This window comes from Ochrobactrum teleogrylli (genome assembly GCF_006376685.1).
Lineage (GTDB): Bacteria > Pseudomonadota > Alphaproteobacteria > Rhizobiales > Rhizobiaceae > Brucella > Brucella teleogrylli.
The window spans coordinates 1-13,099 of record NZ_VEWL01000003.1 but is presented as its reverse complement, the minus strand read 5'-3'; the positions used below and the strand labels follow the sequence as shown (position 1 = coordinate 13,099).

Below are 13,099 nucleotides of genomic sequence, written 5' to 3'. Positions count from 1 at the left end.
GTTGTCATATTTGAGCTGACGCTGTAGGACTCGCGGCCATCAGAAGATCGGCCCGCGAGGAGGAACGCGTATGCAGATTATCCGCACCATCGAGGAATTGCGGCAGGTCCTGGCACCTGCGCGTCGTGCGGGCAAGCGCATCGGCTTCGTGCCGACCATGGGCTATCTTCACAAAGGCCATCTGGAACTTGTTCATCGTTCCCGCGCCGACAATGACGTGACCATCGTGTCGATCTTCGTCAATCCGCTGCAATTTGGCGCGAATGAAGATCTCGACAAATATCCGCGTGATCTGGAGCGCGATGCGGCTCTGTTGCGGGGGGCAGAGGTCGATTACCTCTTCGCACCAGCCGTCAGCGACATGTATCCGCGCCCGATGCAGACGGTGGTGGATGTGCCGACGCTCGGCAATCAGATGGAAGGGGAGGCGCGTCCCGGCCACTTCGCCGGGGTCGCAACGGTGGTCAGCAAGCTCTTCAATATCGTCGGTCCCGATGCCGCCTATTTCGGCGAAAAGGACTTTCAGCAGCTCGTCATCATCCGCCGCATGGTGGAGGATATGGCCATTCCGGTGCGCGTCGTCGGCGTGGAGACGGTGCGGGAGGATGACGGGCTCGCCTGTTCGTCGCGCAATGTCTATCTGACGCCCGCTGAGCGTGCTGCCGCCATCATCGTGCCGAAGGCGCTCGATGAGGCTGAGCGGCTTTATCGCTCCGGAGTGGACGATCCCGATGCGCTGGAAGCGGCAATTCGCGCCTATATCGCTACGGAACCGCTGGCGACGCCGGAAGTTGTGGCGCTGCGTGACCCCGAAACGCTGGAGCGCCTGACGGCGGTGCAGGGGCGGCCCGTGCTGCTTGCGCTGTTCGTGCGGCTTGGCACGACGCGGCTCCTCGATAATCGTGTCATTGCGCATGTCGCGCAGGAACAGGCGGCCTGACATGAGCGCACCCGTCAAACAGAAGCGACTGACGCCCAAGGCCATTTCAGCCCTGAAGGGCGAGCGCCCGATTGTCAGCCTCACCGCTTATACGACACCGATTGCGCGTCTGCTCGATCCGCATTGCGACCTGCTGCTGGTGGGGGATTCGCTCGGCATGGTGCTTTACGGCATGGATTCCACCCTTGCCGTGACGCTCGACATGATGGTCGCCCATGGGCAGGCGGTGATGCGCGGAGCCGAGACGGCCTGCGTCATCGTCGATATGCCGTTCGGTTCCTATCAGGAATCGAAGGAACAGGCGTTTCGCAACGCTGCTCGCGTGATGCAGGAAACCGGCTGCGACGGCGTCAAGCTCGAAGGCGGCGAAGAAATGGCCGAAACGGTCGATTTTCTGGTGCGGCGCGGCATTCCGGTCTTCGGCCATGTCGGTCTGATGCCGCAACAGGTCAACACGGTTGGCGGTTTCCGCTCGCTCGGACGCGGCGACGAGGAAGCCGACCGCATTCGCCGTGACGCGCAGGCCATTGCCGATGCCGGCGTGTTTGCGCTGGTGATTGAAGGCACGGTGGAGCCGCTGGCGCGCGAGATCACTGCATCACTCTCCGTTCCGACGGTGGGCATCGGCGCGTCGGCTGCCTGCGACGGGCAGATACTGGTCTCGGACGATATGCTGGGGCTGTTCCAGGATTTCACGCCGCGCTTCGTGAAGCGCTTTGCGCAACTCGCGCCGCAGGTGTCCGATGCGGCGAAAGCCTATGCCGAGGAGGTGCGCGCGCGCACATTTCCGGGGCCGGAGCATGTTTTCGGGGCCAAGAACAAGGCGTAAGCGCTGAAAGCTGTGGCCGGTAACGCACAGCGCCTTGTATTCGTTGGTCAATCGCGTTCAATGTCGGGAATGTTTTCCGGAGTTGCCGTGACCGACGATATTGCCCATACCGAACTGATTGCCGTGCTGGCCGCTGTGACCAGCGAACAGCCGCGCGTCATGACCGTACGACAGGGGCAGGCTCTTCCCTCTGGCCCGTTCGAAAGCGAGCACCGTTCGTTGCAATCCGGTCTTCGCGCCTGGGTACAGTCGGAAACCGCGCATCCGGTCGGCTATCTGGAGCAGCTCTACACTTTTGCCGACCGTGACCGTCACGCACAGGGCGAACGCATCATCTCGATCAGCTATCTCGGCCTTGTGCGTGAGAGCGATGCGGCGGCAGGGCAGGCCGGCTGGCGCGGCTGGTATGATTATCTGCCGTGGGAAGATCACCGTCAGGGCGAACCGGCCATCATGGAGCATCTCAACAATGCGCTCCTTGTCTGGGCCTATCGGGCCGAAACGCCGGAACTGACCGCGCAGCGCATGCGGCGTATCGCCTTCAACTTCGGCTTTGAAAATGGCGAGTGGGGCGGGCGCTGGAACGAAGACCTCGTGCTGCAACGCTATGAACTGCTGTTCGAAGCCGGTCTGGTGGCGGAAGCTGGGATGAAGGAAGACGAGAACGGTCGCTCCATGTTTGCCGATCATCGCCGCATCCTTGCCACGGCCATTGCGCGACTGCGCGCCAAGATCAAATATCGCCCGGTGGTGTTCGAATTGATGCCGGACAGTTTTACGCTTCTGCAATTGCAGCGCACCGTCGAAGCGCTGGCGGGCCTGCGCCTGCACAAGCAGAATTTCCGCCGCCTGATCGAGCAGCAGGATCTGGTCGAGGAAACCGGCGAAAGCGACAGCGAAACCGGCGGTCGCCCGGCAAAACTCTTCCGTTTCCGCTACTCGATTGTCGAGGAACGCGCCCTTTCCGAGCGCCATCTGGCCGGAGCCAAGCTGCCAATCTCCCGCGATTGACAATATACTCGAATCGAGTATAAGTTCATAAACATGAAATGCTCAGATTGAGTATAATGGGTAGGCTCGGGAGGCCCAACCATGAACGATCATGTTTCCGTTTCGCAACTCTATGACCGCGTGGCCAAGGTGCTACCCAAGGCGGAGTGGCTGGGCTTCGAAGACGATGTCGCAGCCATTCTCGAATTGAAGAAAAAGCGTAATGCGGTGATCCTTGCGCATAATTACCAGACGCCTGAAATCTTCCATTGCGTGGCTGATATTGTCGGCGACAGTCTGGCGCTGGCCCGCAAGGCTGCGGAGGTCGATGCCGATGTGATCGTGCTGGCGGGTGTGCATTTCATGGCCGAGACGGCGAAGCTGCTCAATCCCGGCAAGACGGTGCTGATCCCCGATATGGGCGCGGGCTGTTCACTGGCCGACAGCATCACGCCGGAAGATGTGGCGTTGTTGCGGCAGGCGCATCCGGGCGTGCCAATCATCACCTATGTCAATACATCTGCTGCCGTGAAGGCGGCGTCCGACATTTGCTGCACTTCCGGGAATGCCAAGAAAGTGGTGGAGTCGCTTGGCGTGCCGCGTGTGCTGATGATCCCCGACGAGTTTCTGGCGCAGAATGTGGCGCGCGAAACCAATGTCGAAATTCTCGCCTGGCATGGCCATTGCGAGGTACATGAGCGGTTCACGCCCGACGATATCCGTGAATTGCGTGAAAGCCATCCCGGCGTGGTGGTTCTGGCCCATCCCGAATGCCCGCCGGAAGTGGTGGCGGTCGCCGATTTTGCCGGTTCCACAGCGGTCATGTCGGACTATGTCGGCGAGAAGAAGCCGCAGCGTGTCGTGCTTTTGACCGAATGCTCGATGAGCGACAATGTCGCCGTCGATCACCCGGATGTGGAGTTCATCCGCCCGTGCAATCTCTGCCCGCATATGAAGCGGATCACGCTCGCCAATATTCGCGACGCGCTCGAAAACAACCGTCATGAAGTGACCGTCGATGCAGCATTGATGGAGCCTGCCCGGCGCGCCGTCGAGCGGATGCTGGCGGTATGAATACGGCCCCGGTCCTCGTCATTGGCAGCGGCCTTGCCGGTCTGATGACGGCGCTGACCCTGTCGCCGCAGCCGGTGCTGCTGGTGACAGCGGGAACCCTCGGCCTTTCCGGTTCCAGCACGCTGGCGCAAGGCGGCATCGCCGCGAGCCTTGGCGCGGATGACAGCGCGGCGCTGCATCTGGCCGATACGATTGCGGCGGGCGACGGCCTGTGTGACGCAGGCGTGGCGGCAGAAATTATCGCGGCAGGCGCGGATGTGGTTGCCGCGCTGGAAGCGCATGGCGTGCGCTTCGACCGCAAGGCGGGCGGTTCATTTTCGCTCGGGCTGGAAGCCGCCCATAGCCGCCATCGCATCGTGCATGTGGATGGCGATGCGACCGGGGCGGGCATCATGCGCGCCTTGACCGCCAAGGTTCTGGCGACGCCTTCGATCACCGTCATGGAAAACACCCGCGCCCTGCGGCTCATCCGGCAGGATGGCCGTGTCACCGGCGCTTGTCTTGAAAATGTCGGTCCGGTTGCAGCGCGCGCCGTGGTGCTGGCGACGGGCGGGATCGGCGGACTTTATAACGCAACGACCACGCCGCTCGGCAATCTCGGCCAAGGGGCCGCTCTGGCAGGCCGTGCAGGCGCTGTGCTGGCCGATATGGAATTTGTGCAATTCCACCCGACCGCGCTAGCCGTTTCCGCGCCGCGTCTGCCGCTGATCAGCGAAGCGGTGCGCGGGGAGGGCGCCAATCTCGTCAATGATCGTGGCGAGCGCTTCATGGCGGATATTCCGGGCCGCGAGCTTGCGCCCCGCGATGTAGTGGCGCGCGCCATCGGCAGCGAGATCGCGCAAGGGCGCAAGGTCTATCTCGATGCGCGTACAGCTCTGGGCGTGCGTTTTGCCACCCGGTTTCCCGGTATCGATGCGCTTTGCAAACAACATGGCGTCGATCCGTCCCGCGATATGATCCCGGTCAGACCCGCCACGCATTATCACATGGGCGGCGTCAAGACCGACGCTGACGGTCGCACCAGCTTGCCGGGTCTCTGGGCGGTGGGGGAGGCTGCCTGCACCGGCCTGCACGGCGCCAACCGGCTTGCCAGCAATTCGCTGCTTGAAGCCGCCGCCATGGGGTTGCGCGCCGCCCGCGCGATTGGCTGTGCAGAGGCGGTCGCCGTGCGGCATCCCGTGCCTGTCAGCCTGCCGCAGAGTTCCGATCCCGAACCGGTACGGCGCATTGTTTCCCGCCATCTTGGCCTGCTGCGTGATGAAGAAGGTTTGCGCTCTGCAATCACCACCCTTCTCCCCCTCGCGGAGACCGACGATGCCGCAGCCTTGGCGCTGGTCGCTGCGGTTGCGGCATTTGACCGGTGCGAGTCGCGCGGCAGCCATGCCCGCAGCGACTATCCCACCAAAAGCACGGATTCGGGCCGCAGCTTTTTCACCTTTCCAGCAGCTTTCGCACTGGCTTGCGAAATTGCCGCGCCTCACCCTGTTACAAGGACTGCATGATGAACCTGCCGCGCTTGTCTCCGCTTGTCGTCGAACCGCTGGTGCGCGCCGCACTTCTGGAAGATCTGGGGCTCGCTGGCGATATCACCAGCAATGCGGTGGTGCCGGAGGATCACCGTTCGGCCATGCTTTTCAGCCTGCGCCAGCCGGGCGTCATTGCCGGGCTGGATGTGGCCGAAATGGCGTTTCGTCTGGTCGATCCGGATGTCAAATTCGAACGTTTGGCGCGGGACGGTCAGTCTCTTGAGAAAGGGGCGGATGTTGCCCGCGTTTCCGGCTCGTCCCGTTCCATTCTGGCGGGGGAGCGGACCGCGCTCAATTTTCTCGGTCACCTGTCCGGTATTGCCACAGCCACCGCCGGCTTGGTGCAGGCGGTCCAAGGCACCAGGGCCTCCATCGTCTGCACGCGCAAGACAACACCGGGGCTGCGCGTCTTGCAGAAATATGCAGTGAGGGCAGGCGGCGGCATGAACCACCGTTTCGCGCTTTATGATGCGGTGCTGATCAAGGACAATCACATCGCAGTTGCTGGCGGTGTGCGTGAGGCCATCGAACGTGCCAAGGCCGGGGCCGGTCACATGGTCAAGATCGAAGTCGAGGTCGATACGCTGCAACAGCTTGATGAGGCGATGGCTGTTGGCGTGGATGCGGTGCTGCTCGACAATATGTCGCCTGCGCAATTGCGTGAGGCGGTGTCGGTGATCGACGGGCGCGCGATTTCGGAAGCGTCGGGCGGGATCACGCCGGAAACGGTGGCGGCGGTGGCTGCCAGCGGCGTTGAGCTGATTTCGGTCGGCTGGACCACGCACAGCGCGCCGAACCTCGATATCGGGCTCGATTTCGAAGAGCTGAAATGAAAAAGGGAGGCAATCGCCTCCCTTTTTTCGTTTGTATGGCTGCGAAACTTATTTTTCGACAAAAGCCTTTTCGATCACGAAATGACCGGCTTCGCTCTGGCTGCCTTCCTTGAAACCGCGCTCTTCGAGGAGCTGCTTGGTTTCCGCCAGCATTTCCGGGCTGCCGCACAGCATCACGCGATCATCTTCCAGATTGAGTTCCGGCATGTCGATATCGGTGAAAATCTGGCCCGAGCGAATGAGGTCGGTGAGGCGTCCGCGGTTCTTGTAAGGCTCGCGGGTGACGGTCGGGTAATAGATGAGCTGCTTTGCTGCCATCTCGCCGAGGAATTCGTCCTGCGGCAATTCGTTGGAAATGAAATCTGTATAGGCCAGTTCCGCCACCTGACGCACGCCATGAACGAGAATGATCTTCTCATAGCGCTCATAGGCTTCCAGATCGCGGATGATCGACAGGAATGGCGCAAGGCCGGTGCCGGTCGAGAGCAGCCACAGATTCTTGCCGGGCTTCAGATTGTCATAGAGCAGCGTGCCGACCGGCTTCTTGGACAGGATGATCTGGTCGCCAACTTTCAGATGCTGGAGCTTGGAGGTCAATGGACCGTTCGGCACCTTGATCGAGAAGAATTCCAGCCCGTCTTCATAGAGGCTCGAGGCAATGGAATAGGCGCGGGTGAGCGGCTTGCCGTTCACTTCGAGGCCCATCATGATGAACTGGCCGCTCTGGAAGCGGAAGCCCGGATCACGCGTCGTACGGAAGGAAAACAGCGTGTCGGTCCAGTGATGGATATCGGTGACGGTTTCCTGATTAAAGTTGCTGCTCATCTTCGGAACTGTCTCTGTTGTTCTCCGGCACCACGCTTGGGAGGACGGCGCCTTAAAGGATTGGGTCGGTTGGTTTGGTCTTTATCGGTCATTGCTGCGGCCCGTCCGCATGGATGCAACTCCGTGGAGTTTGCATCCTGAGCAGGCAGGCCGCTTTGATCGCAATCAATATAAGCGCGTCAGGCTGCCTTCAGGGTGGCTTCCGCGAATTCGTAGTTGGCCAGCTTGTCGAGGAAGTTCGTTACATAGTCAGGCCGACGATTACGGAAATCGAGATAATAGCTATGCTCCCAGACATCAAGCCCTAATAGCGCCTTGCCTTCGCCGGTTGCCAGCGGATTGGAGCCATTTGGCGTCTTGGTGACCTTCAGCTTGCCGTCATTGGCCAGAACCAGCCATGCCCAGCCCGAGCCGAACTGGCCGACAGCCGCCGTCTTGAAGGCTTCCTTGAACTGGTCGACGCCGCCAAAGTCTTCGACGATCTTCTTTTCCAGCGCGCCGGGAAGGCGTCCGCCATTTGCCGACAGGTTCTGCCAGAACAGATCATGGTTCCAATGCTGGCCGGCATTGTTGAAGACCGGAGCGAGATCGGGCTTGTCCTTGGCAAAGAGCACGATTTCCTCAAGCGACTTGCCCTTGAGCGCATCGTTCTTCTCAACGAAGCCATTGAGCGCCGTTACATAGGCCTGATGGTGCTTGCCATGGTGCAACTCAAGCGTTTCGGTGCCCATGCCGACGCCTTCAAGAGCGTTGGTCGCATAGGGAAGCGGAGGCAGGGTAAAGCTCATTTTGGACTCCTTCATACAGAACGATCTTGATAATTCCGGGCGGTTCGCTTAATTTAACAAGATAATGCTTCTTTAAATCGAAAACAGGCAATATGTCAAGGAATGACTTTCTAAATACGGACGTTTCGGGAGCACGTTCACCCGCAGAGCGCGTGATGCTGGCGCTGAAAATGCGCGGTGCGCAGACGGCTGCCGCAATCGGCGAACATCTCGGCACCACCGGCGAGGCGGTGCGCCAGCAGCTGGTGCGGCTGGCCGAGGAAGGTCTCGTCGCGCCGCATTCCGTTTCGCAGGGCGTTGGCCGCCCGTCGCAGTTCTGGGACCTGACGGAAACCGGCAATAAGCGCTTTCCCGATACCCATGCCGATCTGACCGTGCAGCTTCTGCATTCCGTGCGCACCATCCTTGGCGAAGACGCGCTGGAAACACTGGTCGCGCATCGCGAGGCCGAAACCCGTCGTCAGTATCATGCGCGCCTGAAAGACATGGAGTTCGACGAGCGCGTCAAGGCGCTTGCAGATATTCGCTCGACCGAGGGCTATATGGCCGATGCCGAGCGGCGGGCGGATGGTTCTTGGCTTTTTGTCGAGAACCATTGTCCGATCTGTGCCGCCGCCGATGCCTGTCAGGGCTTTTGCCGGGCCGAGCTTCAGGTGTTTGAAGCGGTTCTGGGTCCCGATGTTTCGGTTGCCCGTACCGAGCATATTCTGGCCGGGGCGCGGCGCTGCGCCTATGTTTTTACCCCGGCCAGTCTTTCCTGATCAGCACGATGCCACTTGCGGCTGTCTTGCGCTGCGCACCAAAGCCAGCGCGGACAGGAATGCCAGCGCCGACATGATGGCAAAGCCGGAAAACAGCCACATGGCGGCATTGGCGGTGCCTGCAAAGCCGCCGGGATTGCTGAGGCCAGCCATATTGGCGACCATGCCCGCCAGCGCGGCGCCGAGCGCCGTGGTGAAAAGCTGGACAGTCGTGACGGATGCCGACGCTAGATTCTGGTCATCCGCATCGGCGCGCTTGAAAATGCGCGTCAGAAGATGCGGCCATGTCATGCCCACGCCAAAGCCGATGACCGCCAGCGCCAGACAGATTGGCAACAGGCTTGCCCATTGACCGTCGCTGCCGACGGGAACCAGCGTGGCGAGCGTGACCATGCCCGCTATGCCCATCAGCGGCGCGGCGATGATCACCCGGTCAACCCGGCCTGACGAGACGCCCGAAGATCCGATGGAACCGAGCGTCCAGCTTCCGCCCATGATGGCGGCCAGATAACCGGCGACCAGAGGCGACTGGTTATGCAGCACCTGAAAGAACAGTGGCACGAACACTTCGGCGCTGGTGACCGAGGCGCTGAGGAAGGCGAGCGTCAGATAAAGCGCGCCGAGCCGGCGGAGACTGAAAGACCCCTTGGGCAGAATGCGCCGTGACGAATTGCGTTCGATCACGAAGAGCAGGACCAACAGCACGATAGCCAGCGCGACGCCTGCCGCATTCATGACGGCATTGACCGAAATGCTGGCGGCGGAGACGGCAAGGACAGCCGCCGTCAGCAAAATGAGCTGCGGCCAGGCCAGTGGTGCGCGGCTGCCTGCATCGCCGGAGGCGCGCGGCAGCACGACCATGGCCATGATGGCAAAAATGCCGATCACCGGTGCCAGCGACCAGAAGGCAGCGCGCCAGATGCCAAGCTCGGCGAATATGCCGCCGATGGCCGGACCAACGAGGGTTGCAACGCCCCACATGCCGGAGACGAGACCGATGGCGCGGGGCCAGAGGTTTTCAGGAAAAACGATGCGGATCATCGCATAGGAAAGCGCCAGCATCATGCCGCCGCCAAGGCCCTGCACCGAACGCCCGGCCAGCATGACCGGCATGGATGGCGCGAGACCGCAGGCGAGCGTCCCGGCGGCGAAAATGACCGCCGCCAACAGATAGGCGCTGCGCGGACCTGCCTGCGAGAGCAGGCGCGGAACGAGCGCAGAGCCGAGAATGGAGGCCGTCACGAACAGCGCCGTGTTCCAGGCATAATAATCCATGCCGCCAATATCGGCGACGACCGTGGGCAGGATGGTGGTGGCGATGAACACGTTGATGGCGTGCAATGCGACACCGCCGACAAGCGTGAGCGACCGGATGGCGTTCTTACCGGCAAACAGGTCTCCCCAACCAGCGGTCTGGCCGCTAGCGGATGTTTGGTCCTGCATGATTTTTCCCTTACACAACTGAATAACCGGACATGGAGGCCCCAAAATGCCCATCCGTCCGAACTGCATGCCAATCGCTACGCCCGCCCCTTTAATTTGTCAAGCAGATGCTTGTTTAATTATCAGGGAGATATTTCGGGCGATGATAGAGCGGTCACTCCTGCACAGAAAGCCGGTGTTGCGCACAAAGACTTTCAATCAAAACAAGGGAGAAGCGTGTAAGGGGTTCAAATTCTGGCGAAAAGCTCTATATCAGGGCCAACCGTTGAAGGCTGATGGCCAAGATGGAAGCGATCCGCGACAGCTTGTGGGGAAATTTTTCCCCGTGGTGCTGTGGCGGATTTGTGTTTCTGTCACAAGCTTCCTATAAGCCTTTGAATAATTCCAGAAGAAGCGTCTGACGCTTCTTCCCAACGTGGCGACCAGCCTTGCTGGACAGGCCAGATTTCCCCATTGGACGACCCGAAGACGAAGAGCCATGATCCAGACGCCTTATTACCTGATCGACAAGACCAAGCTGAAGCGCAACATGGAAAAGATCGCCTATGTGCGCGAGAAGTCCGGTGCGAAGGCTTTGCTGGCGCTGAAATGCTTCGCGACATGGTCTGTGTTTGATTTCATGAGCCAGTATATGGACGGCACCACCTCGTCCTCGCTCAACGAGGTGCGTCTTGGCCACGAGAAATTCGGCGGCGAAACCCACGCCTATAGCGTTGCCTATGCCGATCACGAGATCGATGAAGTCATCGCCAATGCCGACAAGATCATCTTCAATTCCATCGGCCAGTTGGATCGCTTTGCCGATAAGGCGGCGCATATCAAGCGCGGCCTGCGTCTCAATCCGGGCGTGTCGTCATCGAGCTTCGATCTTGCCGATCCGGCGCGTCCGTTCAGCCGTCTTGGCGAGTGGGATGTGGCGAAGGTCGAGAAGGTCATGGACCGCGTGACTGGCTTCATGATTCACAACAATTGCGAAAATTCCGATTTCGGTCTGTTCGACAAGATGCTGACGGAGATCGAAGACAAGTTCGGCTCGCTTCTGCACCGGGTTGAATGGGTCAGCCTTGGCGGCGGCATTCATTTCACCGGCGAGAATTATCCCGTCGATGAATTCTGCACGCGCCTGAAGGCGTTTTCGGAAAAGTTTGGCGTGCAGGTCTATCTGGAACCGGGCGAAGCCTCGATCACCAAGACCACAACGCTGGAAGTGACGGTTCTCGACACGCTGTTCAACGGCAAAAACCTCGCCATCGTGGATAGCTCCATCGAAGCCCATATGCTCGATCTTTTGATCTATCGCGAAACCGCGAAGATGGAGCCGAATGAGGGCAACCACCGTTACATGGTCTGCGGCAAGTCGTGCCTGGCGGGCGATGTTTTCGGCGAGTTCAATTTCGGCCATGAACTGAAAGTTGGCGACCGTCTCTCTTTTGCGGATGCCGCCGGTTATACGATGGTCAAGAAAAACTGGTTCAATGGCGTGAAAATGCCTGCGATTGCCGTGCGCGAATTGGACGGCACGGTCAATGTTGTCCGCGAATTCACCTTCGCGGATTTTGAAGGGTCGCTTTCGTAAAGATCCGGTTGCGGCTTCAGGCTGCAACGAACTCATGTGTTCCGAATGAGAAGGCAATCGGGACGGTCAATAGATGGCGGGAAACCGCTGGAAGAGGAAGCATCGACAGAAAATGAAGAAGAACGTTCTCATTATCGGCGCCGGGGGCGTGGCACAGGTTGTTGCACATAAATGTGCGCAAAACTCTGACATTTTGGGCGATATCCATATTGCGTCCCGCACGGTTGAGAAATGCCGCAAGATTATCGATAGCGTGCATGAAAAGAAGAGCCTCAAGACCGAGGTGAAGCTGGAAGCGCATGCGCTGGATGCTCTGGATGTTGAAGCCACCAAGGCTCTGATCCAGAAGACGGGTGTTCAGATCGTCATCAATGTCGGCTCGGCCTTCCTCAATATGTCGGTCCTTCGCGCCTGTATCGATACGGGCGTTGCCTATATGGACACGGCCATTCACGAAGATCCGAAGAAGATCTGCGAGACGCCGCCATGGTATGGCAATTACGAATGGAAGCACCTCAAGGAATGCGAAGAGAAGGGCATCACAGCCATTCTCGGCATCGGCTTCGACCCGGGCGTGGTCAATGCCTATGCGCGTCTGGCCGCTGACGATTATCTGGACGACGTGACGTCGATCGATATCGTCGACATCAATGCCGGTTCGCATGGCCGCTGGTTCTCGACCAATTTCGACCCGGAAATCAATTTCCGCGAATTCACCGGCACGGTCTATTCCTGGCAGAAGGGTGCGTGGCAGTCGAACAAGATGTTCGAAGTTGGCCACACGTTCGACCTGCCTGTCGTCGGCCCGAGCAAGGCTTACATGACCGGCCATGACGAAGTGCATTCGCTGTCCAAGAACTACCCGAATGCGGATGTCCGCTTCTGGATGGGCTTTGGCGATCACTACATCAACGTCTTCACGGTGCTGAACAATCTTGGTCTCTTGTCCGAACAGCCGGTCAAGACTGCTGAAGGTCTGGAAGTCGTGCCGCTCAAGGTGGTCAAGGCTGTGCTGCCCGATCCGTCGTCGCTGGCGCCGGATTATACCGGCAAGACCTGCATTGGCGATTTCGTCAAGGGCACCAAGGACGGCAAGGAAAAGGAAGTCTTCATCTACAACGTTGCCGATCATAAGGACGCTTACAACGAAGTGGGTTCGCAGGGCATTTCCTACACGGCTGGCGTTCCCCCTGTGGCTGCCGCAATCCTGATCGCTTCCGGCGAATGGGATGTGAAGAAAATGGTCAATGTGGAAGAGCTGAACCCGAAGCCTTTCCTCAACATCCTGAACCATATCGGCCTGCCATCCCGTATCAAGGATGAGAATGGCGACCGCGCGCTGGACTTCGCGTGAGGTTATAGCTTTACGCAATAAAAAACCCCGCTTCGGCGGGGTTTTTTATTGCGTGCTTCATGCTGTGCACTGTCTCCTTCGTTCCTCATCCTTGTACGTTGTCGATAGTGTAAAATAGGTGACGTGACGGAGGCGCGTGTCATCCTTGGGACTTGACCCC

General features: G+C 59.6%; 12 protein-coding genes. 9 read left to right on the top strand and 3 right to left on the bottom strand.

From position 1 onward, the window contains the following. Window positions 1–70: 70 nt before the first annotated feature. The 6 genes from panC (at window position 71) to nadC (ending at window position 6,192) form a co-directional block, all read left to right on the top strand. Window positions 71–940 (top strand): pantoate--beta-alanine ligase, encoded by an 870-nt coding sequence (panC, locus tag FIC94_RS06650; RefSeq protein ID WP_140024373.1) that lies wholly within the window; start codon window positions 71–73, stop codon window positions 938–940. A 1-nt stretch (window position 941) separates the two neighbouring features. Continuing rightward, entirely contained in the window at window positions 942–1,769 is an 828-nt protein-coding gene (gene panB, locus FIC94_RS06645) for a 3-methyl-2-oxobutanoate hydroxymethyltransferase (protein ID WP_140024372.1), read from the top strand. 60 nt (window positions 1,770–1,829) lie between these two features. Next, complete coding sequence (locus FIC94_RS06640; protein WP_140024371.1) at window positions 1,830–2,780, top strand: NUDIX hydrolase; 951 nt, start codon at window positions 1,830–1,832, stop codon at window positions 2,778–2,780. Between the two features lie 81 nt (window positions 2,781–2,861). Further along, window positions 2,862–3,833: a quinolinate synthase NadA gene (gene nadA / locus FIC94_RS06635; RefSeq protein WP_109368373.1), complete on the top strand. Its 972-nt coding sequence runs from the start codon at window positions 2,862–2,864 to the stop codon at window positions 3,831–3,833. Beyond that, the gene (locus FIC94_RS06630; protein WP_140024370.1) at window positions 3,830–5,335 is read left to right on the top strand and encodes an L-aspartate oxidase; all 1,506 of its coding nucleotides are present in this window, start codon (window positions 3,830–3,832) and stop codon (window positions 5,333–5,335) included. The genes nadA and FIC94_RS06630 overlap by 4 nt, the downstream gene beginning before the upstream one ends. Next, window positions 5,335–6,192, top strand: a complete 858-nt coding sequence (gene nadC, locus FIC94_RS06625; protein ID WP_140024542.1) for a carboxylating nicotinate-nucleotide diphosphorylase — start codon at window positions 5,335–5,337, stop codon at window positions 6,190–6,192. The genes FIC94_RS06630 and nadC overlap by 1 nt, the downstream gene beginning before the upstream one ends. Window positions 6,193–6,240: 48 nt before the next feature. Here nadC and FIC94_RS06620 read toward each other — a convergent pair whose 3' ends face one another. Together FIC94_RS06620 and FIC94_RS06615 are read right to left on the bottom strand one after the other, a co-directional pair. Continuing rightward, window positions 6,241–7,017 (bottom strand): ferredoxin--NADP reductase, encoded by a 777-nt coding sequence (locus FIC94_RS06620; protein WP_078337945.1) that lies wholly within the window; start codon window positions 7,015–7,017, stop codon window positions 6,241–6,243. Window positions 7,018–7,196: 179 nt separating this feature from the next. Next, window positions 7,197–7,805, bottom strand: coding sequence for a superoxide dismutase (locus FIC94_RS06615; protein ID WP_140024369.1), 609 nt, complete (start codon window positions 7,803–7,805; stop codon window positions 7,197–7,199). 155 nt (window positions 7,806–7,960) lie between these two features. On the opposite strand from FIC94_RS06615, the gene FIC94_RS06610 reads away from it, so the two are divergent. Then, window positions 7,961–8,566, top strand: coding sequence for a helix-turn-helix transcriptional regulator (locus tag FIC94_RS06610; protein WP_140024368.1), 606 nt, complete (start codon window positions 7,961–7,963; stop codon window positions 8,564–8,566). Here FIC94_RS06610 and FIC94_RS06605 read toward each other — a convergent pair whose 3' ends face one another. Further along, window positions 8,567–10,009 (bottom strand): MFS transporter, encoded by a 1,443-nt coding sequence (locus FIC94_RS06605; protein WP_140024367.1) that lies wholly within the window; start codon window positions 10,007–10,009, stop codon window positions 8,567–8,569. It lies immediately after the preceding gene. A gap of 478 nt (window positions 10,010–10,487) precedes the next feature. Here FIC94_RS06605 and nspC point away from each other — a divergent pair, with 478 nt between their 5' ends. Next, window positions 10,488–11,585: a carboxynorspermidine decarboxylase gene (gene nspC / locus FIC94_RS06600; RefSeq protein ID WP_124915175.1), complete on the top strand. Its 1,098-nt coding sequence runs from the start codon at window positions 10,488–10,490 to the stop codon at window positions 11,583–11,585. A gap of 112 nt (window positions 11,586–11,697) precedes the next feature. Continuing rightward, window positions 11,698–12,939, top strand: a complete 1,242-nt coding sequence (locus FIC94_RS06595) for a saccharopine dehydrogenase family protein (RefSeq protein ID WP_140024366.1) — start codon at window positions 11,698–11,700, stop codon at window positions 12,937–12,939. Window positions 12,940–13,099: the final 160 nt, after the last annotated feature.